General features: G+C 60.8%; 23 protein-coding genes and 1 tRNA gene. 20 read left to right on the plus strand and 4 right to left on the minus strand.

From position 1 onward, the window contains the following. Positions 1-41: 41 nt before the first annotated feature. Positions 42-806, plus strand: coding sequence for an NrdJb (locus ACIQ1A_RS01470; RefSeq protein ID WP_395769309.1), 765 nt, complete (start codon positions 42-44; stop codon positions 804-806). A 65-nt stretch (positions 807-871) separates the two neighbouring features. On the opposite strand, the gene ACIQ1A_RS01475 is transcribed toward ACIQ1A_RS01470, so the two are convergent. Continuing rightward, complete coding sequence (locus ACIQ1A_RS01475) at positions 872-1,951, minus strand: fatty acid desaturase family protein (RefSeq protein WP_395769310.1); 1,080 nt, start codon at positions 1,949-1,951, stop codon at positions 872-874. A gap of 3 nt (positions 1,952-1,954) precedes the next feature. Next, entirely contained in the window at positions 1,955-3,025 is a 1,071-nt protein-coding gene (locus ACIQ1A_RS01480; protein WP_395769311.1) for a flavin reductase family protein, read from the minus strand. Positions 3,026-3,144: 119 nt separating this feature from the next. Between ACIQ1A_RS01480 and fabR the strand changes: the two genes are divergently transcribed. The 10 genes from fabR to ACIQ1A_RS01530 all read left to right on the plus strand — a co-directional run bounded on the left by fabR (position 3,145) and on the right by ACIQ1A_RS01530 (position 15,414). Continuing rightward, on the plus strand, positions 3,145-3,801 hold the full coding sequence (fabR, locus tag ACIQ1A_RS01485) for an HTH-type transcriptional repressor FabR (protein ID WP_395769312.1): 657 nt from the start codon (positions 3,145-3,147) through the stop codon (positions 3,799-3,801). Positions 3,802-3,817: 16 nt separating this feature from the next. Then, on the plus strand, positions 3,818-4,540 hold the full coding sequence (locus ACIQ1A_RS01490) for an HAD family hydrolase (protein WP_395769313.1): 723 nt from the start codon (positions 3,818-3,820) through the stop codon (positions 4,538-4,540). 10 nt (positions 4,541-4,550) lie between these two features. Next, positions 4,551-5,375: a DUF3025 domain-containing protein gene (locus tag ACIQ1A_RS01495; RefSeq protein ID WP_395769314.1), complete on the plus strand. Its 825-nt coding sequence runs from the start codon at positions 4,551-4,553 to the stop codon at positions 5,373-5,375. A 39-nt stretch (positions 5,376-5,414) separates the two neighbouring features. Further along, positions 5,415-7,172 (plus strand): autotransporter assembly complex family protein, encoded by a 1,758-nt coding sequence (locus tag ACIQ1A_RS01500; protein ID WP_395769315.1) that lies wholly within the window; start codon positions 5,415-5,417, stop codon positions 7,170-7,172. Continuing rightward, positions 7,169-10,921 carry a translocation/assembly module TamB domain-containing protein gene (locus tag ACIQ1A_RS01505; RefSeq protein WP_395769316.1) on the plus strand — a complete coding sequence of 1,251 codons (3,753 nt, stop codon included), beginning with the start codon at positions 7,169-7,171 and terminating at the stop codon, positions 10,919-10,921. Before ACIQ1A_RS01500 ends, ACIQ1A_RS01505 begins: the two co-directional genes overlap by 4 nt. Positions 10,922-10,928: 7 nt before the next feature. Further along, positions 10,929-11,912, plus strand: coding sequence for a tRNA dihydrouridine(20/20a) synthase DusA (gene dusA, locus ACIQ1A_RS01510; protein WP_395769317.1), 984 nt, complete (start codon positions 10,929-10,931; stop codon positions 11,910-11,912). Continuing rightward, positions 11,909-12,817, plus strand: a complete 909-nt coding sequence (locus ACIQ1A_RS01515; RefSeq protein WP_395769318.1) for an arginine deiminase-related protein — start codon at positions 11,909-11,911, stop codon at positions 12,815-12,817. Before dusA ends, ACIQ1A_RS01515 begins: the two co-directional genes overlap by 4 nt. A gap of 83 nt (positions 12,818-12,900) precedes the next feature. Continuing rightward, entirely contained in the window at positions 12,901-13,293 is a 393-nt protein-coding gene (locus tag ACIQ1A_RS01520; RefSeq protein ID WP_395769319.1) for a hypothetical protein, read from the plus strand. Between the two features lie 23 nt (positions 13,294-13,316). Then, positions 13,317-13,997 (plus strand): response regulator transcription factor, encoded by a 681-nt coding sequence (locus ACIQ1A_RS01525; protein WP_395769320.1) that lies wholly within the window; start codon positions 13,317-13,319, stop codon positions 13,995-13,997. A gap of 40 nt (positions 13,998-14,037) precedes the next feature. Next, a complete protein-coding gene (locus ACIQ1A_RS01530) occupies positions 14,038-15,414 on the plus strand; it encodes an ATP-binding protein (protein WP_395769478.1) in 1,377 nt (458 codons plus the stop codon). On the opposite strand, the gene ACIQ1A_RS01535 is transcribed toward ACIQ1A_RS01530, so the two are convergent. Then, positions 15,411-15,617: a hypothetical protein gene (locus ACIQ1A_RS01535; RefSeq protein WP_395769321.1), complete on the minus strand. Its 207-nt coding sequence runs from the start codon at positions 15,615-15,617 to the stop codon at positions 15,411-15,413. The two genes, ACIQ1A_RS01530 and ACIQ1A_RS01535, sit on opposite strands and share 4 nt — an antisense overlap. A 133-nt stretch (positions 15,618-15,750) precedes the next feature. Between ACIQ1A_RS01535 and ACIQ1A_RS01540 the strand changes: the two genes are divergently transcribed. From ACIQ1A_RS01540 to ACIQ1A_RS01580, 9 genes are all read left to right on the plus strand, one after another. Then, positions 15,751-17,577, plus strand: a complete 1,827-nt coding sequence (locus ACIQ1A_RS01540) for a DegV family protein (protein WP_395769322.1) — start codon at positions 15,751-15,753, stop codon at positions 17,575-17,577. Continuing rightward, positions 17,577-18,197, plus strand: coding sequence for a glycerol-3-phosphate 1-O-acyltransferase PlsY (gene plsY, locus ACIQ1A_RS01545; RefSeq protein WP_395769323.1), 621 nt, complete (start codon positions 17,577-17,579; stop codon positions 18,195-18,197). The genes ACIQ1A_RS01540 and plsY overlap by 1 nt, the downstream gene beginning before the upstream one ends. Beyond that, positions 18,190-19,161 carry a biotin--[acetyl-CoA-carboxylase] ligase gene (locus tag ACIQ1A_RS01550; RefSeq protein ID WP_395769324.1) on the plus strand — a complete coding sequence of 324 codons (972 nt, stop codon included), beginning with the start codon at positions 18,190-18,192 and terminating at the stop codon, positions 19,159-19,161. Before plsY ends, ACIQ1A_RS01550 begins: the two co-directional genes overlap by 8 nt. Next, positions 19,154-19,882 (plus strand): type III pantothenate kinase, encoded by a 729-nt coding sequence (locus ACIQ1A_RS01555; RefSeq protein ID WP_395769325.1) that lies wholly within the window; start codon positions 19,154-19,156, stop codon positions 19,880-19,882. Before ACIQ1A_RS01550 ends, ACIQ1A_RS01555 begins: the two co-directional genes overlap by 8 nt. After that, positions 19,879-20,496, plus strand: coding sequence for an SPOR domain-containing protein (locus ACIQ1A_RS01560; protein ID WP_395769326.1), 618 nt, complete (start codon positions 19,879-19,881; stop codon positions 20,494-20,496). Before ACIQ1A_RS01555 ends, ACIQ1A_RS01560 begins: the two co-directional genes overlap by 4 nt. 44 nt (positions 20,497-20,540) lie before the next feature. Next, positions 20,541-20,616 (plus strand) — tRNA-Thr (locus ACIQ1A_RS01565). A 16-nt stretch (positions 20,617-20,632) separates the two neighbouring features. After that, a complete protein-coding gene (gene rocF / locus ACIQ1A_RS01570) occupies positions 20,633-21,559 on the plus strand; it encodes an arginase (protein ID WP_395769327.1) in 927 nt (308 codons plus the stop codon). Positions 21,560-21,574: 15 nt separating this feature from the next. Then, positions 21,575-21,706 carry an entericidin A/B family lipoprotein gene (locus tag ACIQ1A_RS01575; protein ID WP_395769328.1) on the plus strand — a complete coding sequence of 44 codons (132 nt, stop codon included), beginning with the start codon at positions 21,575-21,577 and terminating at the stop codon, positions 21,704-21,706. Between the two features lie 6 nt (positions 21,707-21,712). Continuing rightward, positions 21,713-23,026 (plus strand): tryptophan--tRNA ligase, encoded by a 1,314-nt coding sequence (locus tag ACIQ1A_RS01580; RefSeq protein WP_395769329.1) that lies wholly within the window; start codon positions 21,713-21,715, stop codon positions 23,024-23,026. Here ACIQ1A_RS01580 and ACIQ1A_RS01585 read toward each other — a convergent pair. Then, complete coding sequence (locus ACIQ1A_RS01585) at positions 23,023-24,336, minus strand: dihydrolipoamide acetyltransferase family protein (protein ID WP_395769330.1); 1,314 nt, start codon at positions 24,334-24,336, stop codon at positions 23,023-23,025. The two genes, ACIQ1A_RS01580 and ACIQ1A_RS01585, sit on opposite strands and share 4 nt — an antisense overlap. Between the last annotated feature and the right edge of the window lies 1 nt (position 24,337).

A 24,337-nucleotide genomic window follows, 5' to 3' on the forward strand; every position in this document is an offset into this window, starting at 1 on the left:
ATGTCAGCGTTTCATCGAATACCCCAGGAGTCTTTGCAGTAATGGCCATCAAAATTACAAAAAAAATCAAGTCGTACAGCGTCAACAAGCCGGAAGACAAGGCCGCTGAAGCCGCGCCGGTCGTCGTGGCGGCCATGCCGGCCACCGCCGAAATCATCCACATGCATGAAAAGGTCGAGCGCCCGGAAGCCCTGGTCGGCGCCACCTACAAAATCAAATCGCCGCTGGTGGAACACGCCATGTACGTGACCATCAACGACATCGTGCTCAATCCCGGCACCGATCACGAACTGCGCCGTCCGTTCGAGGTGTTCATCAACTCCAAGAACATGGATCACTTCCAATGGGTGGTCGCCATAACCCGCATCATGAGCGCCGTGTTCCGCAAGGGTGGTGACGTCACCTTCCTGGTCGAGGAAATGAAGGCGGTGTTCGATCCGCGCGGCGGCTACTTCAAGGCCGGCGGCGTGTACATGCCCTCGATCGTGGCCGAAATCGGCTCGGTGGTGGAAGAGCACCTGAAATTCATCGGCATGATCGTCGACCCGGAGCTGAGCGACGCCCAGCGCGCGATGATCGCCGAAAAACGCGCGGCCTACGAGAGCCGCACGAAAAAGAAATCTTCTGAGGGCGACCTCGCCGTGGATGCCGGGCGCGACAGCGCCGACGAGGCGGCATCGCAGTCCGGCGAGGGAGCCTCTTTTCCCGCCTCGGCCACCATGTGCCACAAGTGCAACAACAAGGCGCTGGTGCTGATGGACGGCTGCCAGACCTGCCTGAACTGCGGTTACAGCAAATGCGGTTGAGCGGATAATTCAGCCAATAAAAAAACCGCCTTCGGGCGGTTTTTTTATCGGTAACGGGAACGGGTTCAGGCCGTGGCCAGCGTGCGTCGTCCATTCGGAAAAGCGTAACGCAGGATCCGCCACAGGGCGCTGGCGTACTGTTTCCAGAAGCCACCGGAATTGTAGTGGATGCCGTAGCGGGCGCAGATGTCGCGAACCGCCGGGGCAATCTCGGCATAGCGCCGCGCTGGCATGTCCGGAAACAGGTGGTGTTCGATTTGATGGCTGAGATTGCCGGTCATCAGGTGGAACCAGCGTCCGCCCTCCAGATTGCTGGAGCCCTGAATCTGGCGCAGATACCAGCGTCCGCGGCATTCGTCTTTGGTTTCTTTCAGAGTGAAGGTCTGCGCATCGGCGGTGAAGTGGCCGCAGAAAATCACGGCGTTTGTCCACACGTTGCGGATGCCGTTTGCGATGAGATTGCCGAGTAGCACGCGCGGCCACTGCCAGAACGCCAGCAACGGAAACAGCAGGTAATCCTTGACCAACTGCGAACCGGCTTTCTTCATGAACGGCTTGGCCAGAGTTTTCAGGCGTGCCGTGCTCATGCGTCCCTGCAGCCAGCGCCCGAGTTTCAGATCCTGGATGGCGATGCCCCACTGGAAATTGCTGGCCAGCACCAGATAGCTGAACGGTTGGATCAGATAGGACGGGCGCCAACGCTGCGCGGCGGTGAGCCGGAACATGCCGTAGCCGTAATCCTGGTCCTTGCCGAGGATGTTGGTGTAGTTGTGGTGTTCGATGTTATGCGACTTGCGCCAGTTTTCCGGCGCGCACACCATGTCCCAGCTGTAGTATTTGGAGTGGAAGGCCGGATCGTTCATCCAGTCGTACTGGCCGTGCAGGATGTTATGGCCGAGCTCCATGTTCTCCACGATTTTGGCATGCGCCAAGGCGAGGATGCCGGACACCCAGCTGATCGGGCCCATGCCGAACATCAGCAGGCTGCGGCCGGCGATGGCGCTGCCCTGGGCCAGCATGCGCACGCGCCGGATGTAAGCGGCGTCGATGTCGCCGAGATCGGCCATCACTTTCGCGCGCAGCTGGTCGAGTTCCTGCTGGAATGCGGCAAGACGGTCGCCATCGAGGAAGGTTTTCACGGCCATGGTTCAGAGCTCCAGATGCAGGTCGCTGACCGGGGTCGAGACGCAGAGCTGGATCCACTCTTCGCCGCTGCCGGACAGGGTGTCGGTTAATTGGTTGTGCACGGTGCCGCCGAGTTTGCGGCAGGTGCAGGTTTTGCAGATGCCGCGCCGGCAGCCGTGTACCGGCGTCAGGCCGGCGGCTTCGGCGGCTTCCAGCAAGGGCTGGCCGTTCAGCGCATGGAACACGGCGCGTCCATCGGGTGCGAATACCTCATAACGCGCGGCATCCGGACGGATTTCGGTTCTGCGGGCCTGGAAGTGTTCCTGCTTGAGCTGTCGGCTCAGGCCCTGCTCGTGGTAAAACGCGGCAATCCCGTCCATGAACGCTTGCGGACCACACAGCAGGGTATCGCGCAGGGCGAAATCCGGGGCCAGCGCCTGCATGCGTTCGACATCCAAGCGGCCTTCGGCACCGGTGAATACGGGTTGGATTTTCAACTGCGGCCATTGGTGAACAAGTGTTCGCAGATCCTCGCGAAGGATCCAGTCGGCTTCATCGCGGCAACTGTGAATCATCAGCACATCCGGGCGGGTTGTGCGTTTGGCCCAATCCTGCAGCATCGCCACCATGGGTGTAATGCCCGAGCCCGCCGACAGCAGCAGGACGCCGCGCTCGGGTTGGGCATGGGTGAACTCCCCGCTGGCTTGGCTGAGAATGACCACCGCGCCCCGTTTAAGTTTGGCGACCGCCTGTGACACCATGCCATTTGGATTCAGTTTGATGGTCAGGCGCAGAACGCCGCTGGCATCCGGCGCTTTCGACAGACTGAAGTTGCGCGATTGCAGTACGCCGTTGCAGGGCAAGGTCAGGGCCAAATGCTGGCCGGGAGTGAAGCCCTTGAACAGACGGTTCGGTTTCAGATACAAGCTGACCACATCCCGGCATTCCTGCACGCTACGCAACACGCGTGCGCGCACTTCGGTGAGCGACCAGGTGGCGTTGGCGCCCTGCAGCAGAATGTTCCATGCCGTGACGTCGTTCAAGGGCTTCAGCCACGGGCTGCGCCAGAACAGGGAAGGGGCCATTGGCAACATTGCATCCACCGGTTAATATCAGTAAACATATGTTTACTCAAATAGCTGGCTGTGTCAATTACGCATTGCCAGCACCGGCCCAGTGTTTATACTGGGTTCACTCCTACGGAAGTGCCCCTTTGTCCAGTTCGCCGACCCTCCCGCTCGCCACCGGCACCCGCCGCGACGCCCGTAAGCTGCAGACCCGTCAGCAGCTGATGCAGGCGGCGCTGGATCTGGTCGGGCAGGGACGCGGCTTCACCTCGCTGAGTCTGCGCGAAGTGACCCGCGAGATCGGGGTCGTCCCGGCCTCGTTTTACCGGCATTTCAAGGATATGGACGAACTGGGCCTGGCGCTGGTGGAAGAGGGTGGGGTGACCCTGCGCCGCCTGCTGCGCGAAGCCCGCCGCAGCGGCTTTCCGCCGAAAGACATGTTGCACAATTCGGTACTGGTCTATAAACGCTATCTGGAACAGAACCGTCTGGTGTTCGGCTTCATCGTCGGCGAACGCAGCGGCGGTTCGCCGGTCATCCGCAAGGCCATCCGCCGCGAAGAAGAGCGCTTCGTGCACGAAATGGCGCACGACATGCGCGAACTCGGCACCGTGCCCGGCCTGTCCGGACAGACCATCGAGCTGATCTGCAGTCTGGTGGTCAGTACCATGCTCAATGCCGCCACCGACATCCTCGATTTGCCGGCCGGCCACCGCCAGAGTGAGCAGGAGTTGGTCGAGCATTTCGTACTTCAGCTGCGGCTGATTTTTCTCGGCGCTCGCCTGTGGCGCGAACCCAAATGAAACCTGGAGTAAGAACATGCTGAAACTGGTAGGCTTCGATGCCGATGACACACTCTGGCACAGTGAGGGCTTTTACCGCGAAGTGCATGGCCATTTCGAGACCATCCTCGGTCACTACATCGACATCGGCAATGACAATGTGCATGAACATCTGCTCGACGTCGAACGGGCCAACATCAAGCTGTTCGGTTACGGGGCCAAGGGCATGACCCTGTCGATGTTGGAGACGGCGGTCGCGATGACCTCCGAACGCATCAGCGCGCATCACCTGCATGAAATCATCCAGCTCGGCAAGGAAGTCTTGAACCATCCGGTGGAATTATTGGAGGGCATCGCCGAAGCGGTGGCCGAGGTTTCCCATGACTATCAGGTGGTCCTGATCACCAAAGGCGATCTGTTCCATCAGGAAAGCAAGGTCGCCAGATCCGGCCTGTCGTCGTTGTTCGGCCGCATTGAAATCGTTTCGGAAAAAGATCCGGTTACCTACCAGCGCGTGCTGTCCGAGTTTGGTCTGCAACCGCAGCAGTTCCTGATGGTCGGCAATTCCCTGCGCTCGGACATTGCGCCGGTGCTGCAGATCGGCGGATTCGCCGTGCATGTGCCGTATCCCTTGACCTGGGCCTTGGACCACCATGAGGGCTTCATCGCCGATGATGAAAAGATGCGCACGGCGGAATCGGCGGCACAGATTCCCGCGGCGGTACGCGGGCTGGCGATGAAAGCGGCACGTTTCCATTAAACCGGCAGGCATGCGTTACCTCGCTCCTGAACGCGACTTGATCGATGCGCAGGTTTTCACGCATCCGGTTTTCGCCCATCTTCGCGACGACCAGTACGGACTGTGCCGGTCCAAGGACTGGCCGGAATTGGCTGCACTCAACGCGCTCTGGCAGGCCCCCATCAATGCTGGAGGCCATCACTTCCATTTCGTCGATCAGGATGCGCTTCCGGATGATATGCATTACGAGCAGCGCATTACGCACACCGGAGCCATCGCCACCCGGACCCGCAACTGGCACGATCTGTTCAATGCCTTCATCTGGATGCGCTATCCCGCCATCAAGCAGGCATTGAGCGCCCGTCAGGTCGCTGATATCGCTCGGGTCGGCCCCAAACAACGAACGCGCGGGCAATGCGCGCTGACCCAATTTGATGAGGCCGGTGCTGTGCTGCGTCTGCACGATGCCGCGCTGCTGTCGGCATGGGACGCGCATGACTGGCCATACCTGTTCCGGAATTGGGCGGATGCCGAACAACGCGGCGTGGTCCAGCTCTGGTTGTTCGGACATTCCCTGTTCGAGCATGCGCTGACGCCTGCGATCGCGCTGGTGGCCAAGGCACTGGTCATCGATGTATCGGACACGTTGGAGGATGAGGACATGGCATTCCACATTGCGGAAGGCATCGCCGCTGGCGCGCTGCTGAATGACCCGCAGGAGCTGCGTCCGATTCCCTTGACCGGCATTCCGGGATGGCATCCGGAACATGGTGCAGAGGATTTCTTCACGCGTGTCCCCTGTTTCCGTCCGAAACGCGCCGGAAGGCAGTACCCGGAACCCGTGCACACGCAGTAATTGCTTGCCGTGTGCCTTGAGCGCCCCGTAAAATGCCGTATGCGGCCGCTCCTCCCCTTTCTTTTTGTTTTCAGCACCTTTTCCGCTTCGGTGCCGGCTGCGGAACTGTTGCCGGTCAAGATCAACGGTCTGGAAAAAGACAAGGTGCTCGAGCAAGTGGTGCGCCGGGCGGTGGCACTTCCGGAAGCACAGGGCAAGGGTGAAACGGTTTCCGAAGGACGGCTCGGCTATTACGTCAGCAACATCAACCGCCTGGTTGAAGACAGCTTGGAGCCGCTGGGGTATTACCATCCTATTGTCAGCAGTCGCATGGAGCGTGACGGTGAGCGCGCCCAGATCATCGTTGATGTCGTACCCGGTGAGCCCGTCAAGGTCCGCGATACCGCTTTGCAGGTCGATGGTGACGGCGGCAAGGATCGTTTCATCGGATTCTGGCTGGAAGGTTTCGAGCCGACACAGGGCGAGGTCTTCAATCACGGCCTGTATGAGGAAAACAAAGCGGCAATCAGCCAGGCTCTGCTTGACCGCGGTTATTTCGACATGCGCAACAGCGTGCATGAAGTACGCGTGACCCGCGCGGCGCAGAGCGCAGATATCAATCTGGCCTGGGACAGCGGTATCCGCTACCGCTATGGCGACGTCCGTTTCGAAGGGCATAAGTTCGAACCGGGTCTGCTCGAGCAGCTGGTGAATTTCGAATCTGGAAAATACTATTCGCAGCCGCAGATCAATCGATTGCAGGAATCACTGGCCAAGCTCAATTACTTCAGCTCGATCGAGATCGTGCCGGATCTCGAAAACAAGCAGGACGGCACAGTGCCGGTTCTGGTCAGTTTGACCCAGGGCAAGCGCAGCAGCCAGTTCGCCAGTTTCCGCTATGGCACTAAAACCGGCCTTGGTGTCGAGTACGGCGTCGAACGGCGCTGGATCAACAGCCGCGGTCACAAGCTCGATTTCAATGTCGGTTGGGCACAGAACGAGCAGAGCTTCACCGCCCTGTACCGCATTCCGGCCTTCGCATGGCTGGATGGCTGGTATGGCATCGGTCTGGTCGCCCGCAACGAGGAATACACCAGCACCACCAGCCGCTACATCGAGGGTACGTTCAGCCGCAGCGGCGAATTGCGCAACTGGGATCTGCTGGCCAGCATCAATGTGCGCCGCGAACGATTCGATGAAGCCATTCCCGACATCGACCAATCGCTCGGCAATGTCCTGTATACCGCGGTAGCCTACCCCGAGTTCAATGCGGTCTGGCGCAGAAGCGATGATCCGCTGTACCCGACCAGCGGTTCGGCCTGGCATTACCAGCTGCGTTCCGGTTATGAATTCGAAGCTTCGCAGGCGCCATTCGTGCAGGCCACCGTCAAGAACAAGCGGATTTTCGGCCTGAATGACCGCAGCCGCCTGCTGATGCGTGCCGAACTCGGCGCAACATGGTCCGGCAACTATCCCTACTTCCCGCCATCGCTGCGCTTCTTCGCCGGCGGCGACCAGAGTGTTCGCGGTTACGGCTACAAGGAAATCGGTGAATATTACGGCAACTACAACCTCGGCGGGCGTTACATGGCGGTCGGCAGCATCGAATACGAATACCGACTGAATCCGGAATGGGCGGCGGCCGGTTTCGTGGATGTCGGCGATGCCTTTGACCGCAAGCCGAATGCCAATTTCGGCCTGGGTGCCGGCACGCGCTGGCGATCGCCGATCGGGCCGGTCCGTTTCGATGTGGCCTACGGCTTCAACGGTCCGGATCCGGGTTTCGGCATCCATTTCACCATCGGATCCGATCTGTGAGCCTGTCAAAGAAATCGATGTTTGGTCTGCTGCTTCTGGCGCTCATTGCCGGCGCCGTCGTTTTTGGCGCTTGGTTGGTGAAGACTGCAGGGGGCAGGGATTTCGTACTGGCACAGGCGCAGGGGCAGTTGCCTAAAGGAACGCGCCTGCAGTGGCAAAAAGTCGAAGGCGTGCTTGCCGATGGATTGCGTTTCCAGAAACTGTCCTATGCCGATGCCGAGCAGCGTTTCGAAGCGGGGTTGTTGGAAATCGATGCCGACATTCTGCCGCTGCTGTTCCGGCATGTGAACATCGCGCAGCTCCGTGCCGAGCGCGTGCGTCTGCATCTGAAAAAAGACGACACCCCCTTCGAGTTCCCGCACTGGCCGGAAAGCCTGCCGGCACTCGATATTCCCTTGCGTATCCGCGCCGCCGATATCCGTATTTCCGATCTGCAGCTGTTCGAACAGAACCGGCTTCTGTATGCGGTCACCGACATCCGTGGCGGACTCGAGTTGGCGCCGGGTGCGCTCACGCTCGATCACCTTTTGGCCGAATCGGCACATGGCCAGATCAGCGTCAACGGCGATTACCGGCCGAACCGCGGCTACGCCACCCGGCTGGATGGGTCGGTCCGGCTCAAGACGGAAGCCGCCGGCGCACCGCCAGCCCTGCGTCTGCATGCCGAAGGCGATGCCGAACGCTTTTTGTTTGATATCGAGGGGGCATTGCCCGAACCGGTTCGCATCCGCTGGGAGTTGAGCACGCGTGACGGCCGGCCGTTCTGGGTGTTGGGTGCCAGCGGTGAACGCTTCGAGCCTGCCATGCTGGGTTTGGCCGATGCCCATGCCTACCGCGTGCAGCTGGGTGCGTCCGGCGATGACCGACGCAGTCAGATCACCGGTGAGATCAGTCGTGATGGCAAGACGCTGGTCATCGAGCCCTCGCGATTTGTCCTTGAGGGCAACCGCATTCTGTTGGAAGACTTGCATGTGGGGTATGCCGGCGCACGTCTGTCAGCACGGGGCAGTCTGAATACCGAAGGCGAGCTCAGCAGTGATGCCTTGGTGCTGCAGATTTCCGATTTCGTATTGCCGTTGACGGAAAATGAAAATGCAAAGAACAGTGCCAAGCCTTTACCGGTCGTGCTCAGTACGCGCATGGAAGCCAGTGGAAAACTCAGTGCCTGGCAACTCAAAGCCACCGGAACGCTGGTGCGCGGAAAGGAACGCGCCGACTTTGATCTGACCGGCAACGGCAGCGACAGTGCTTTGGATCTGCCCAAAATGAAAGTCAGCATGGCGCAGGGTGGGCTGGCTGGTCGGATGCGTCTGCGTTGGCAGCCGGCGATGGACATCGCCTTCGAGGGCAAGTTGGCGAAGTTCGATCCGAGCTACTTCTTCGCGGATTATCCCGGTGCCGTCAATGCCGATCTGCGCATTGCGGTGCAGCAGCCGATCGGCAAGGATTGGCGCGGTACGGTGAAAATCGATGGTCTCGGCGGTCAATTGCGCGGACGCCGATTGGCGGGGAAAGCCGATATGCGTTTCGATGGATTGGCCGTGGCCGGTGATGCCGATCTTTATGCCGGTGCATCGCATGTGACGCTCAAGGGCAGCGATAACGGCAAACTGGATGTAGCTGCAGCCTTGCTGCCATTGGATCTGAACGATATCAGTCCGGCCTGGTCCGGCCTGGTCCGCGGCACACTGCTCGTGCAGGGGGATAAGAAAAGTCCCGATTACCAGGCCGATGTGCAAGGCAGCGGCCTGCAAATTCCCGGCTACCGCATTGGCCGGCTGAGCTTGACCGGCGGAACCCTCGGCAGTCGACGGACGCAATTGGAAGCCGACGACGTGCTGATTGATGGGCAAGCGGTCGAACGCATTGCCCTGGTTCTGGACGGACCGCTACGCGATGCCAGCTATCGGCTGTCCGCGAATGCGGGCGATTATGCGCTGGATTCATCCGGCAATCTGCAATGGCAGGACGGCATCACCCGGCTTCGCCCGGAATCCCTGCGCGCCGATGGCGGCGTCCTCGGCATATGGCAGCTGCAGCAGCCCACTTTGGTGACAATCGACGATTCCGGTTATCGGTTCACGCCAGCCTGCCTGGCCAGCACCGATCACAGTGCGCGTCTATGCGCCGAAGATGAAGGCAATTTGATTGCCGTCAATGGCGATGATTTTCCGCTGTCACTGCTCGAGCCCTGGGTCAACAATGCCGGCAAGGAGTTCGCCTATTCGGGAACAGCCGTTCTGCGCGCCGAGTTGCCCAAGGACTTTGCGGTCAGCGGTTCCGGGTTCGTCGATCTGAACGTGCCATTGTTGAAAGTGGGCGTAAAACCCAATGATGCCAACGAAGTGATCCGCGTCGAGGATTTCCGCTTGCAGTTGAAGTGGCTCGCCAATCGTCTGGCCGGCGAGGTATTTGCCCGTCTGCCGGAGGGTGGTTTGATCGAGGGTGCCCTCGATACCGGTTTCTCGCAGAATGCGCCCTTGAATGGCAACCTGAAACTGCAGATCAACGAGCTGTCCTGGCTCGAACTGTTTTCCTTGGATCTGGCGCAGCCGACGGGACGCATCAACGGTGAAATAGAAATTTCCGGACGACGCGATGCCCCAAGCATCAACGGCGCGTATCGTCTGCAGGATTTCAATGTGCAGATACCGGCGCTGGGTCTGAAACTGGCTGATGGCCAGATTACCGCCAAGAGTACCGATAATCTTGCCATGTTGGTGAAGGGATCGATCAAGTCGGGCGATGGCCGTCTTTCCGTCATCGGGGTCTGGGATCCGGCCGATCAGCTGCCGCAGCCGATTGATCTGCGCCTGATCGGCAAGAACGTGACGCTTGCCGATACGCCCAACATGCAGCTGAGTGCCGATACTGATTTGCTGCTCGGCTATGCCGGCGGCATTTACAGTCTTAATGGCGATATCAATCTGCTCGGCGGCCAGGTCAATCTGGAAACCCTCAGCAGCAGTGTCGCCATTTCCAGCGATGTGGTGGTGGTCGACCCGGTGCCGGAAAAAGTGCAACGTGATCTGCTCCGGCTGGGTCTGAAACTGAAGGTCGGTGTCAGCGATCATGTCAAAGTCACAGGCTACGGACTGGATGGCAAAGTGACCGGCAAAGTCGCGGTCGACAGCCCATACGACAGCCCGACCAAACTCACCGGCACCCTCAGTCTCAGCGGGGAGTATGCCGCATACGGCAAGGAACTGAGCATCAAGCGTGGCAATCTCCAGTACAACAACAATCTGGTATACGAGCCGCGTCTTGATATCCTGACCGAACGGGTGATTGAAGAAGAGAACATCACGGTCGGCCTGCAGATCACCGGTCCGGCGGCCAAGCCGAAAACCACGGTGGTCTCGAATCCAGCCATGTCCGATTCCGATGCGCTGTCCTGGCTGCTGTTCGGCCGCCCGCTCAACTCGGTCAGCGCCGGACAGGCCGATTCCATCAATGCCAAGTCCATGGCGCTTAACGCCGGCGGATCGTTCCTGGTCGGCACGCTCGGACGCAAGGTCGGATTGGATCAGGCCTCGATTAGCGAGTCGCGTGCACTCGGCGATTCCACGCTGACCGTCGGCAAGCAGATTTCGCCGCGACTATTCGTCAGCTACGGCGTGTCGCTGTTGGGCATCGGTCAGGTCATCACCCTGAAGTACCTGCTCAGGGCCGGTCTCGACATTTCCATCGAATCCGAACAATCCGAACTGCGCGAGCAGAGTTCGGCGGCATTGAACTGGCGGAAATGATTTCGAAATGAGCACCTACACCGACAGCATCCGCCTTTCCGTCGCGCCCATGATGGACTGGACCGACCGCCACTGCCGGGTGTTCCACCGCTTGCTGGCGCCTAAGGCGAGGCTATATACCGAAATGGTGCATGCCCAGGCGGTTCTGTTCGGCGATCGTGAACGCCTGCTCGGCTATGATGCCCGCGAGCAGCCGTTGGCGCTGCAGCTGGGCGGCAGCGATCCGGCGCATCTGGCCGAAGCCAGTCGCATCGCCGAGCAGTACGGTTATGCCGAGATCAACCTCAATGTCGGCTGTCCATCCGACCGCGTGCAGGCCGGTCGGTTTGGAGCTTGTCTGATGAAAGAACCGCAGGTGGTCGGCGAGTGCATCGCTGCCATGCAAAACGCGGTTCGCGTGCCGGTGACCGTGAAATGCCGGCTCGGCGTGGATGAACAGGAAGACTACGATGCTTTCCTGCATTTCATCGACACTGTTTCCGGCAATGGTTGTGCCGAATTCGTGGTGCATGCGCGCAAGGCCTGGTTAAGCGGTTTGAGTCCGAAGGAAAACCGCGAGATCCCGCCATTGCGTTATGACTGGGTGTTCCGCCTCAAACAGGAACGGCCAAATCTGCGCATCGTACTCAACGGCGGATTGGCAGAAGTCGATGACTGTCTCGAGGCGATGCCCAAAGTGGATGGTGTGATGATCGGCCGTGCCGCTTATCAGGATCCGTTCCGTCTGCACCGCATGCATGCCGCCATTTACGGAGGGCCCGAATACGACCGGGAGCATCTGTTGCTTGCCCTGCAGGACTACGTGACGGCGCAGTGCGCTTCGGGCGTGGCACTCAAGCACATCAGCAAATGCCTGTTCGGACTGTTCCATGGCCAACCCGGCGGCCGCCTGTTCCGGCAGGTGTTGAGTCAGGAAGCACCGTTACCGGGTGCCGGCTGGCCGGTCATCGCCAAGGCTCTGGCGGCGACACGCTTGCGCGAGGTTTCATGATTACCCGTGATCTGCAGGCTTTTTTCGCGTTTGCGGCAATCTGTGCGCCCGATGCACCGGCCTGCGCGAAGGCGGTGTTCATGGTCAGTCCGGAAGGTTTCTGCTTGGCCGAACAATCCGCCACTGACAACCGCTACATGCAGATGTCGGCGATGGTCGATGCCGCATCCGCGCATGCCGAACACCGTGCTTTGCAGGCAGTCATCCGCCGCTGCCTGCCAGTCATCTGTTTTCCCGGTGATTCCGAAACGCCGGATGCGGTGTTCCCCAACAATGTCTTTGCGCTGACACCGGAACATCTGATCCTCGGTCATATGCGTCACCCCGTGCGTCAACGTGAGGCCGCCCGTGATGACATCCGCCGGTTCTTCACTGAAACGCTGGGACGCACGCTGGCTGACCTCGGCAGCCAGCCGGGCATCTGCGAGTTGACCGGGTCGATGGTCATCGACCGTTCCCGCGGTATTGGCTTCTGCGGTCTGAGCGAACGCTGCGATGAAACCGGCGCGCGCGCCATGCACGCGGCCTTCGGCCTGCGCGCCACCCTGATGTTCGATCTGGCCGAAGGCGAGTACCACACCAATGTCGTCCTTAGCATTCTGGCCGGCCGTGCGGCGGTCATCGCGCCCTGCGGGTTCCGTGACAGCCGTGTGCCAGAGGCCATCGCCGGATTCTATGGCGGCACGGCAATCCAGCTGAGTCCGGCGCAGAAAGCCGACTTCGCCGGTAACTGCATCGCCCTGAGCGGGCAGGATGTTTTTCTCAGTGCACGCGCCGCTGCCAGTCTGGACCCTGGCCAACTGGCGATGTTGGACGCCTCCGGGTTCATCCTGCATGCCGTGCCGATGCCGACCCTGGAGCTGGCCGGTGGCTCGCTGCGCTGCTGCGTCGGTGAAATCTACTAAGCGCAGGTTCAGAGCCAATTCACCTAGGCCATGCCAAACTAACTTTTATTTAACTAACGGTCGGTTTGTACTACCATACGTCCATGAAGATCCGTTTGCTCGCCGCGTTGATGATTGCCGCAAGTGCCCACGGCGTTTTGGCGCAATCGACGCAATCGCCTCGCGTAACACCGGAACCCAAGGACCAGGATCGCGATACCGGTCCGCGCAACAGTCTGCCCAATACCAAGACCACTTTGCGATCCCAGCCCCGCACGATGACCGTCCGCCAACTCGAACGCCAGACCGGGGGCAAGGTCATTGGAGCAAAACCGGTTAGCGTGCAGGGCAGGCAACTCAACCAGATCAAAGTCCAGATGCCAAATGGGCGCATCATCATCCATCAGCAGCTATTTGACGAAAATGGCCGTTCCGTGGAAACTGTCCAGAAAGCGGACGACGACCCCGGACAACGGAACCGCACCGCCGATCATTAATCCCACCCCGGAAAGGACGAGTCATGCGCATCCTGCTTGTGGAAGACGAAGCACCACTGAGGGAGACCTTGGCAGCACGCTTGAAACGTGAAGGTTTCGCAGTCGATACCGCCAGTGACGGCGAAGAGGCCCTGTTCCATGGCCGGGAAATCCCGTTTGATTTGGCCGTGGTGGATTTGGGTCTGCCGAAGATTTCGGGCATGGATGTGGTACGTGGCCTGCGCGATGCCGGCCAGAAATTCCCGATCCTGATCCTGACCGCGCGTTCAAGCTGGCAGGACAAAGTTGAAGGACTCAAGTACGGTGCCGACGATTATCTGGTCAAACCCTTCCATGTCGAAGAGTTGCTGGCACGCATCAATGCGCTGCTGCGGCGCGCCGCCGGCTGGAGCAAGCCGAGCCTGGAATGCGGGCCGGTCAAGCTTGATTTGGCCGCACAGAAAGTCACCATCAACGATGTCGCCGCCGATCTGACCAGCTACGAATATAAGGTGCTGGAATACCTGATGTTGCATGCCGGCGAACTGGTGTCCAAGGCAGATCTTACCGAACACATCTACCAGCAGGATTTCGACCGCGATTCGAATGTGCTGGAAGTGTTCGTCGGGCGACTGCGCAAGAAGCTCGATCCGGATGGGTCCCTGAAACCAATCGAAACCGTGCGCGGTCGCGGCTACCGCTTCGCCATCCCGCGCAACGAGTAATCCGCCTCCCGCTATGAGCACCACGCGACGTGCCCTGTCCTTGCATGCGCGGCAGCTGATTGCGGCCAGTCTGGGTCTGGTTGCCTTCCTGGGGTTGACCGGCATCGCGCTCGACAAGGCCTTCCAGAGTTCCTTGGTCAACAACATGGAAGCGCGTATGGAGCGCTATGCGTTGGCTATCTGGGATGAGGTGAATTTCGACAGGAACGGCCGGCTACAAAGCGCCACCATCGACAATCTGCCCGATGCGCGCTTCAACAATTTCCGCAGTGGCCTGTATGCCCAGCTCGATGGACCCGGCGGTAGCTGGCAGTCGGAGTCGGTAAAGTTGTTCAGTCTGCCTAAACCGCCACTGCCACGCTTCGGTATACCCTCCGAGTTCACCGGACCGATCACCCTGCCGATCGGCGAGGACTCGGATATCCGGGCTTACCGCTATACCGCAAGCACCCGCTTCGACGACACGCCGGCCGGCCCAACCATGATTACCCTACGCATCTACGAGAGCGAAGAGGAAATCTTCAAGCAGATTGCCGAGTACCGGAAATCGTTGTGGGGCTATCTGGGCATTGCCGGCATCCTGCTGGTGCTTGTGCAGATTGCTATTCTGCGCTGGAGTCTACAGCCGCTGCGTATACTTGAAACCGACATGAAGGCATTGCAGGATGGACGGCAGCAGCGGCTCGACAAGATCTATCCGAACGAACTGCGCCCGATTTCCGGAAGCATCAATGCCCTGATCGACAGTGAACGCAGCAATCTTGAACTGAGCCGCAACACGCTGGCCGATCTTGCGCACAGCCTGAAGACGCCATTGGCGGTGCTGCAGTCGGAAATCGAGAATGCCGACGATCCCGCGTCCTTCAAAGGCGAAGTCTATACACAGGTTCATCGCATGAACGACATCGTGTCCTATCAGCTCGCGCGCGCGGCGCGTTCCGGACACGCGCTTTATTCGGCACCCGTCGATGTGCTGCCACATGCCGAAAATATCGTGCAGAGTCTGGAGAAGATCTACCAGGCACGCGGGGTGCTGTGCGAGTTCGAAGTGGATGACAAGGCGCAGTTCTCCGGCGAGCCGGGAGACCTGCAGGAGTTGCTCGGCAACTTCCTAGAAAACGCGTTCAAATGGGCGGAGCACCGTGTGCTGTTGACGGTGAAACCGGTTTACGAGCCGGCGGCGCGACGGCCGGGCCTGTATCTGTGCATCGAGGATGATGGCAAAGGCATCGCGCCGGAGGATATTCCTAAAATCCTTCAGCGCGGCGTACGCGGCGATGAGCGCGTGCAGGGCCATGGCATCGGTATGGCCATCGTGCAGGACATCATCCGGTCCTACAGCGGCGAATTGTCAGTCGACCGTTCCCAGGAACTGGGCGGTGCCCGTTTTACCATCCGCTTGCCCTGTCTAAGTTAGCGGAACAGGCCGGGAACTACCCGTAGCCAACGTGCCTGGCCGCCGCCCCCCTTGCGTGGTGCCGCAGTGGTTGGTGCTGCATGGCCGTCCACGGCCGTAATCAGGGTGTTCAGCCGGAACACCGGCGTTCGGCTGGCGGGCGTGATGCCGGACAACAGAATCAGGCTCAGGCACAGGATGGCGACGATCAGTAGGGTTTTCATGATGTTGCTACTCTTCGGTACGGTCTCTGGATAGATGCTCACGCCCCGAAAAAGGTTGCAAGAATCGGGCCGGTGCATTAAAAATGACTGACCGCCGGCGGTATCATTCCGGCCCAGAAGTCCATAACAACGAATGAACACAATTCCGCTGCAACACCACGCCCCGGTCATCCGCGCCCCGATGCTCCGAAGAGCCCTCATATCCGGCGCGCGGCGGGTCATCGCACAGCGGGATCTGCTGAACAAGATCAACGTGTTTCCGGTTCCCGACGGCGATACCGGCAGCAACATGGCCTTCACCCTCGGCAATGTGCTGACCGGTGCGCTCAGCCGGCGTGCGCAGAGTACCGGCGAGCTGCTGCGACGGGTCAGCGAACACGCAATCGACGGTGCGCGTGGAAATTCCGGCGCCATTCTGGCCCAGTTTTTTACCGGCATCTCCGAACGCATCGGACATTCCCAGGTCGCCAGTCTTGAGCAGATGGCGCAGGCCATTCAGCACGGTGCCGAAACCGCCCGCGAGGCGCTGTCGGAACCCAAGGAAGGCACCATTCTCAGTGTCATCAGCGTGTTCGCCGAATCGCTGCATTGCCGCGAGCGCGGCTACCATTTCAAGCATTGGTTCGGCGAGGCGCTGGTCGCGGCCCGTAAGGCCTTGGCCAACACACCGAACCAGCTGCCGGTGCTGCAGAAAGCCGGCGTGGTCGATGCCGGCGCACAGGGCTTCGTCGACATGCTCGAAGGCGTCTACCAGTTCATTCTCGAGGGTGACATCGATCTCAATGACGAGATCGAGAATGACAGTGCCGATCTGGAAGTCTCCAAGGCGCATGTCGAGCTGGCCGATGCCGATCCGGAGCATCGCTGGTGCAGCGAATGTCTGATTCTCGGTGATGGACTCGACCGCAGCGGCCTGCGTGCGGCCGTCGGCGATCTGGGAGCCTCCTGTGTCGTGATTGCCGGATCCCATTCGCGCGTGCGCCTGCATGCCCATGTCGGCAATCCGAAACAGTTATTCGATCTGGCCGCCCGTTTCGGACGGGTCGAGGGCACCAAAGCCGACGATATGCACGCCCAGGCCCGCACCGCGGCCGGCACCGATGCGGTTGTCATCATCACCGATACCTCGGCCGATGTGCCGGAAGCGCTGTCCGAGTCGCTCAACCTGCATTGGGTGCCCTTGCGTCTGAGCTTCGGCGAGACCGATTACCTCGACAAGGTCGGCCTGAGTACCAGCGAGTTCTATCACAAGTTGCGTACCGAACTGGTGTTGCCAAAAACCAGTCAGCCGTCGCCGGGTGATTTCCGCCGGCAGTTCGAGTTTCTGCTGTCGCACCATCCGCATCTGGTCTATGTCGGTCTTTCGCGGGCGGTTTCCGGCACCGTGCAATCGGCCGAGGCCGCCGCCAAACGCGGTCACGCCGATCGCATCCACATCTTCGACACCGCCAATGCCGCCGGCGGTCAGGGTCTGTTGGTCATTGCCGCTGCCGAAGCGGCGCAGGCCGGACAGTCATCCGACCAGATCATGGCCCTCCTGGAGCAGTTGCGGCCGGTGACTGAAACCTGGGCCTGCACGGCGGATATCAGCCATGCCGTAAGGGGTGGCCGCATTCCACGCTGGGCCGGCCCGATTGCCAACGCTTTAGGGTTGACCGCCATCGCCAAGGTTTCCCCGGCGGGCAAGTTGGCGCTGAACAGCGGTCTGTTCGGCAAACGCAATATCATCGAACGTTACGCACGTCATGTTGCCAAGCGCATCGACCGCACGCAGCAATACCGCGCCATCATCGGCCACTGCGGTGATCCGGAGGCCGGTCAGGCGCTCCTGCAGGCCTTCACGGCATTGGTGCCGTGTGCGCAGGCCTGGTGCGTGGAAACCGGTCCGGCCATCGGCGCCCATGCCGGCCCCGGCGCTTTGGTGATTTCCTACCAGCCGGTCGTCACGGAGACGGTCTGATGCTCTGGCTGCTGATTGTCGTGGCGTACCTGCTCGGCTCGGTGTCCGGCAGTCTGTGCCTGGGCAAACTGCGCGGTGTCGATATCCGTACGCTTGGCAGCGGCAATGCCGGTGGCACCAATGCCTTGCGGACCCAGGGCCTGGTATTCGCACTCGGCGTGGTCCTGATCGATGTCGGCAAAGGTCTGCTCGCGGCCTGGTTGGCGCGGCATTTCCTGCCTGGCAACGATATGGCCGCGATGGCCTGTGTGTTCGCCGCCGTTGTGGGCCACATCTGGCCGGTATGGCACGGGTTCCGCGGCGGCAAGGGTGCGGCCACACTCGTTGGCGGACTGATTCTGGTTTGGCCGCAGTCCTTGATTCTGTTGTTTTCCGTATGGTTTCTCAATCTCCTGCTGACCGGCTATGTCGGTCTTTCCACGGTGCTGGCGGCGATCAGTCTGCTGGTCAGTGCCGCATGGTCCGGTGCCGATGCCCAAGTGTGGTGGTTTGCCATAGCCAGTTCCGTGTTGCTGACCTTTAGTCACCGCAGCAATCTGCAGCGGCTGCGTTCGGGAACCGAGAACCGGTTCGAGAAAGCCCGTCTGCTCGGACGCCTGTTGTCCGGACGCCGTGGATAATCCGGCCCTGATCAACGCGCTGATGGACGGTCCGAAATCGGGCGTGAGCCTCGCTGCCGAATTCGGGGTGTCGCGTGCGGCGGTCTGGAAGCGCATCGAACAGCTGCGGGAGCGCGGATTGCCAATCGATACCGATGCGCAACGCGGATATCGTCTGGTGCGGCCGACACCCTTGCTCGAGAAATCGGTGATCCTCGCGGCGATGGATGCCGCCAGCCGGCAGGACCTGCAAAGTCTGCAGATCGATTTCGAAACCGATTCGACACAGCTACGGGCCATGGCCGAACCGGCGCCGTCACAAGGCATCGCGGTCTGGCTGGCGGAAATGCAGACCGCCGGGCAGGGCCGGCGCGGAAAACAATGGTGCTCGCCGCCGCTGGCCAATATCCATTGCAGCGTCAACCGCCGATTCCATCTTCCGGTCGCCGCCATGTCCGGTTTCAGTCTGGCCTGCGCCGTCATGATCGTGAACGCGCTTCAGCACCAGGGCATCGCCGGTCTGGCCTTGAAGTGGCCCAACGATATTTGGCTGCATGGCCGTAAATGCGGCGGCCTTTTAATCCAGCTCCGCGGTGAAGCGGACGGCCCCTGTGACGTCACCTTGGGTTTCGGTATCAATGTGCATTTATCGCGTCAGGCCGGTGCCGGCATCGATCAGGATTGGGCCGCATTGTCGGAGCATACCCAAGCCGTCTTGGACCGTAACCGGCTGCTTGCAGGACTGCTGTCCGAATTGACCCGGGGTTTCGAGCGTTTCGAAACGGATGGTCTTCCGGCCTTTATCGCGGATTGGCGATCCCTGGATGGTCTGCAGGGCAGGGCGGTACGTGTGCAGGCCGGCGCAAAGCAGCGCGATGGGCGTGCCTGCGGTATTACTGCCGATGGCGCCCTGTTGTTTGAAGATGCCGATGGTCAACACCGTTTGCACAGTGGCGAAGTCAGTGTGCGGGTGTCCCATGGCTGATTGTCTGATCGATAGCGGAAACAGCCGTATCAAAATGGCGCGCCGCGAGGCTGCCGGCTGGCATCCTTTGCCCGCCCTGGATTACGATGACCCGCATGCGGTCGATCTGGCGCTCGAACTGCTGGCCGATGCTGAGTACGAGCGGGTCTTCCTGGCCACGGTCAGCAAGGGCTGGCGTGCGGAGCGCCTTGAGCATCTGCTTTCGCATATCCGGCAACCGGTGACCCGGATTGAATCCTGTGCCGAAATGGGCCGCCTGCGCATCGCTTATGCACAGCCACGGCAACTGGGTGTGGACCGCTTTCTCGGACTGCTGGCCGCCTGCGATGCGATGACCGACTGCGCTGTGCTGTCTTTCGGAACCGCCCTGACGCTCGACGTGTTGGCCGCCGATGGCCGGCACCGTGGCGGTTTGATTGCGCCCGGTCCGGATTTCCAGTGGCAGCGCATGCGTGATCATTTCCCCGGTTTGTTCGAAGGTGAGGGTCAAGCCGGCTTCCTGGCCGACAACACCCTTGATGCACTTGCCAGCGGCATCCAGCACCAGACGCTGGGCATGATTGACCGGGTGCTGACGGGCGCATTCCATGGCCGTCCGGTCAAGTTACTGGTGACCGGTGGCGGAGCCGAGCCTTGGCTGAAGCTTTTGCCGAAGGCAGTGGCTGCACCCGACCTGATCTTCAACGGCATGCTGCGCTATATCGAACTGAGCGGTTTATGATCTGGCTTCGTCGATTGTGCCTGTTGCTGCTATTTGCCAATGCCGGCGCCCTGATGTGGAATCTGTGGCGGCCCGAAATGCAGGGTCATGTGTTGCCGATGACCGAAGCCGGTACGCCGGGGCTGATCCTGCATCAGGAGTACCTGCAATTGCAGCAGGAACGCCAGCGCCTGCCTACCGGAAGTTGCTGGCGGATTGGTCCCTTCGCCGAAGAGACCGCGATGCGGCGCGCCTGGCAATCCCTGGAGTACATCACCCTGGATATGCAGATGCGTGCGGCCGACGGCGTCACCGGCACGCGCTATCGTCTGGATATCCCGGCCAGTGCCAGCCGTGCGGATGCGGAGTTGCTGGTGGAGAGCCTGCTCAGTGCCGGGATCGGCGCTCCGGAAATCCAGTCCGACCAAAGCATCGCGCTCGGTCAATACGCCACGCTGGCAGATGCCCAGGCGCGGCAGCGCGTCGTGCAGCAGCTTGGACTGGAAGCGGTGTTGCGCAGTGAGCAGCAGACACGGCAGGAATGGTGGATTGACGCCAGTATCCGCAATCAGGCCGGTTTCAGCCAATGGCAGGCCGAACAGAATCCGAAAATTCCGACGCAGGCCTGCCGCTGACGGCTACGCAAATCCGTGATGCTCGCGTACAATGGGCATCCCATGCCGGCATAGCTCAGTTGGTAGAGCAACCGCCTTGTAAGCGGTAGGTCCCCAGTTCGAATCCGGGTGCCGGCACCAATCAGGCGCAACCACCATGACAGTTGATACCCCCACCATCGCCCTCATCGGCGTTCCGACCGACATCGGTGCCGGGCACCGCGGCGCATCGATGGGACCGGAGGCCTTACGTGTCGCCGGTATTGCCGACGCCCTGCGTTCGCACGGCCTGGACGTGCTCGATTATGGCAACCTGCAGGGGCCGGTCAATCCCTGGCAGGCACCGAATGACGGCTACCGTCATCTTCCGGAAGTGGCGGAATGGAACCGCCTGACCATGGAGGCTGTTTCGGCGAGCCTGGCGCGCGGCGAGTTGCCGATCGTACTTGGCGGCGATCATTGTCTGGGTATCGGGTCGATTACCGCCGTGGCTCGGCACTGCCGCGATACCGGAAAAAAACTGCGCATTCTGTGGCTTGATGCCCATGCCGATTTCAACACCAGCCAGGTGACCCCCTCCGGCAATATTCATGGCATGCCGGTCGCGTGTCTGTGTGGTCTCGGCCCGGACGAACTGACCCAACTCGGCGGCAGCAAGCCGGCCATTCAACCCGAGGAAATCCGCCAGATCGGCATCCGCTCGGTGGATATCGGCGAGAAGCGACTGGTGCACCGCTACGGTCTCGACATCTACGACATGCGCTATATCGATGAAGTGGGCATGAAGCGTTCGCTGGAAGAAGCCCTGGAAGGCGTCGATGAAAACACCCATCTGCACGTCAGCTTCGATGTCGACTTCCTCGATCCGTCCATCGCCCCGGGCGTGGGTACCACGGTGCCGGGTGGCCCGAACTATCGCGAAGCGCAGCTGGTGATGGAAATGATTGCCGATACCGGCCGGCTCGGCTCGCTGGACATAGTTGAATTAAACCCGGCTTTCGATGAACATAACAAGACCGGCGCCCTCGCCGTGGATCTGGTCGAAAGCCTGTTCGGCAAATCGACCCTGATGCGCATTGATTAACCCTGAGGAGTATTTATGAAAAAGCTCGCAACCGTTCTGCTGACCCTGTCCTTCGTTTTGGCCCTGTCGGCCTGCAATACCATTGAAGGCGTCGGCAAAGACGTCCAGAAAGCCGGCGAAAAAGTCGAAGACGCCGCGAAAAATTAATTCCCCATGGCCAACCAGCGTGTCCTGACCGGCATCACCACCTCCGGTACGCCGCATCTTGGCAATTACGCCGGTGCCATCCGCCCGGCCGTTGCCGCCAGCCGGCAGGCCGGTGTGGAAAGTTTCTATTTCCTTGCCGATTACCATGCGCTGATCAAAGTGCAGGATCCGGCGCGCGTCCAGCAATCCACGCTGGAAATCGCCGCGTCCTGGCTGGCCTGCGGTCTGGATCCGGATAAAGTCTGGTTTTACCGGCAATCCGATATTCCCGAAATTCCGGAGCTGACCTGGCTGCTGACCTGTGTGGCCGGCAAGGGCCTGCTCAACCGCGCGCATGCCTACAAGGCGGCGGTCGATAAAAATACCGCCGAAGGCAACGACGCCGACGCCGGCATCACTGCCGGATTGTTCATGTATCCGGTGCTGATGGCCGCCGACATCCTGTTGTTCGGTGCGCATAAGGTTCCGGTCGGGCGCGATCAGGTCCAGCACATCGAAATGGCACGCGATTTCGGCGCGCGCTTCAACCATCTTTACGGCCAAGCGTATTTCACGCTGCCGGAAGCGACCATCGAGGAATCGGTGGCCACGCTGCCGGGCTTGGATGGTCGCAAGATGAGCAAGAGTTACGACAACACCATCGCGCTATTCGCTGATACGGCGACGCTGAAGAAACAGATCATGGGCCTGCTGACCGACTCGAAAGCGCCGGGCGAGCCGAAGGATACCGAGGGCTCGGCTCTGTTCCAGCTGTATCAGGCGTTCACCACAGCGGAGCAGACCGCCGCCATGCGCAAAGCCTTTGCCGAAGGCATCGCCTGGGGCGATGCCAAACAGCAACTGTTTGCAGTCATCGATGCTGAAATCGCACCAATGCGCGAGCGTTACAACGCCTTGATGGCCGATCCGGCCCGCATCGAAGCCATCCTGCAAGCCGGTGCCGTCAAAGCCCGCGCCATTGCCACGCCGCTGCTGCGGGAATTACGCCATGCCGTCGGTCTGCGCAATCTGGGCAGTGTGTTGCCGGCACAGTCGAATGCATCGAATGAAAAGCCGGCCTTGCCGGTGTTCAAGCAGTACCGCGAAAAGGATGGCAAGTTTTATTTCAAACTCAGCCAGGCCAACGGCGATGTGCTGCTGCAGAGCAGGGGCTTCGACAACCCGCGCGAGGCCGGCGCGTTCCTCGCCAAGATCAAGGCCGAAGGCAAAGCCGCCTGGCATGCGCTTAAGGACGTTTCCGAGTTGGCCGAGCGGGCTGAAGAAAGCCATGTGCTCGACGCCCTGGAAGCGCTTTTTCAGGACGCCATCGAACTCGGTTAACGCGATCGCTGAAGATCGTCGATCATCGCTTTCAAAAAGCGCGCGGCTTCGCCGCCGGTAGCGGCGCGGTGGTCGAAAGTCAGCGAAATCGGCATCATGCGGTGCGTTTCCATGCCGCCCAAGACCGGTACCACGGCGTGATACAGACGACCGGCGCCGACGATGCACACGCATGGCGGCACAACGACCGGCGTCGCGTATTTTCCGGCGAACACGCCGAAGTTGGAGAACATCAAAGTGTAGCCGGAGAGGTCTTCCGGCGGCAGGCTGCGATCGCGCACGCCGTCACGCAGACGGTTGAGTTCGGCGCGCAGGGTTTTGCCGTCACGCGAGTCGCAGTGTTTGAGCGAGGCCACGAACAGGCCGTCGGCGGAATCGATGGCGACACCGATGTGCACTGCGCTATGACGGCGCAGGGTACCTTCTTTGGCATTGAGCCAGGCATTCATCGCGGGCTCGGTCTTGGCGGCTACCGCGAGCGCGCGCAGGGTGCGCACGGTGATGTCTTCACCCGCCGCCCAGGCGCTCAGATCCGCATCGTCCATCAGCGTGGTCGGCACCACTTCGGCATGCGCAGCACTCATGGTGCGCAGCATGTTGCGGCGCACGCCGCGGATCGGTTCGTCTTTGTCATCGCCGGCCGGTGGCGGCATGAAGGCAGGCGGCGGCGCGCTGCGTTCGCTGCTTACAACAGGCGCTGCCGGAGCCGGCGCGGCGGACTGCGTTGACGGATTCGCGGCTGCTGCTTTCACATCAGCCAGGGTAATCACACCCTCGGCACCGGTGGCGCGCACGCGCGCGAGATCGACCTTCAGTTTCTTCGCCAGCGCACGCACGGCCGGCATGGCTTTCACGCCGCCGATGGCGACAGCCTGTTCGCTGCGTACCGCGTTCGAACTTTCCATGGCGCCGACCACGGTGCCGGCGTCGGCGCCCTCACCCGGCTCGCTTTGCTCGCCACCATCTCCCGCGGGGAGAGGGGCTGGGGGTGAGGGGTGCGCATGCGCGGCCGTGGCGCCGTGGTGGTGTCCGGTGTCCTGGGCGTCGGCGCGTTGCGGCAGATTCGGATCGAGTTCGATTTCGACCAGTACCGCGCCGGTCAGGATGACATCACCCGGCTGTCCGGCCAGCGCCAGCACTTTGCCGGAGAACGGCGAGGGCACATCGACCACGGCCTTGGCCGTTTCCATCGACACCAGCGGTGCATCCAGACCGACCACATCGCCGACTTTGACATGCCATTCGACGATTTCGGCGTCCGGCAGGCCTTCGCCCAGATCCGGCAGATGGAAGGGTTTTACTGTGCTCATG

It is taken from the genome of Arenimonas sp. (genome assembly GCF_044353605.1).
In the GTDB taxonomy this organism is placed as follows: domain Bacteria; phylum Pseudomonadota; class Gammaproteobacteria; order Xanthomonadales; family Xanthomonadaceae; genus Arenimonas.

Coding starts and splice junctions, on each gene's coding strand:
- ACIQ1A_RS01535 (WP_395769321.1), bottom strand. CDS start 15,617: ATGAAAACCCTACTGATCGTCGCCATCCTGTGCCTGAGCCTGATTCTG.
- ACIQ1A_RS01525 (WP_395769320.1), top strand. CDS start 13,317: ATGCGCATCCTGCTTGTGGAAGACGAAGCACCACTGAGGGAGACCTTG.
- plsY (WP_395769323.1), top strand. CDS start 17,577: ATGCTCTGGCTGCTGATTGTCGTGGCGTACCTGCTCGGCTCGGTGTCC.
- ACIQ1A_RS01490 (WP_395769313.1), top strand. CDS start 3,818: ATGCTGAAACTGGTAGGCTTCGATGCCGATGACACACTCTGGCACAGT.
- ACIQ1A_RS01575 (WP_395769328.1), top strand. CDS start 21,575: ATGAAAAAGCTCGCAACCGTTCTGCTGACCCTGTCCTTCGTTTTGGCC.
- rocF (WP_395769327.1), top strand. CDS start 20,633: ATGACAGTTGATACCCCCACCATCGCCCTCATCGGCGTTCCGACCGAC.
- ACIQ1A_RS01585 (WP_395769330.1), bottom strand. CDS start 24,336: ATGAGCACAGTAAAACCCTTCCATCTGCCGGATCTGGGCGAAGGCCTG.
- ACIQ1A_RS01475 (WP_395769310.1), bottom strand. CDS start 1,951: ATGGCCGTGAAAACCTTCCTCGATGGCGACCGTCTTGCCGCATTCCAG.
- ACIQ1A_RS01520 (WP_395769319.1), top strand. CDS start 12,901: ATGAAGATCCGTTTGCTCGCCGCGTTGATGATTGCCGCAAGTGCCCAC.
- ACIQ1A_RS01560 (WP_395769326.1), top strand. CDS start 19,879: ATGATCTGGCTTCGTCGATTGTGCCTGTTGCTGCTATTTGCCAATGCC.
- ACIQ1A_RS01540 (WP_395769322.1), top strand. CDS start 15,751: ATGAACACAATTCCGCTGCAACACCACGCCCCGGTCATCCGCGCCCCG.
- ACIQ1A_RS01495 (WP_395769314.1), top strand. CDS start 4,551: ATGCGTTACCTCGCTCCTGAACGCGACTTGATCGATGCGCAGGTTTTC.
- ACIQ1A_RS01500 (WP_395769315.1), top strand. CDS start 5,415: ATGCGGCCGCTCCTCCCCTTTCTTTTTGTTTTCAGCACCTTTTCCGCT.
- ACIQ1A_RS01555 (WP_395769325.1), top strand. CDS start 19,154: ATGGCTGATTGTCTGATCGATAGCGGAAACAGCCGTATCAAAATGGCG.
- ACIQ1A_RS01470 (WP_395769309.1), top strand. CDS start 42: ATGGCCATCAAAATTACAAAAAAAATCAAGTCGTACAGCGTCAACAAG.
- dusA (WP_395769317.1), top strand. CDS start 10,929: ATGAGCACCTACACCGACAGCATCCGCCTTTCCGTCGCGCCCATGATG.
- ACIQ1A_RS01580 (WP_395769329.1), top strand. CDS start 21,713: ATGGCCAACCAGCGTGTCCTGACCGGCATCACCACCTCCGGTACGCCG.
- ACIQ1A_RS01515 (WP_395769318.1), top strand. CDS start 11,909: ATGATTACCCGTGATCTGCAGGCTTTTTTCGCGTTTGCGGCAATCTGT.
- ACIQ1A_RS01480 (WP_395769311.1), bottom strand. CDS start 3,025: ATGTTGCCAATGGCCCCTTCCCTGTTCTGGCGCAGCCCGTGGCTGAAG.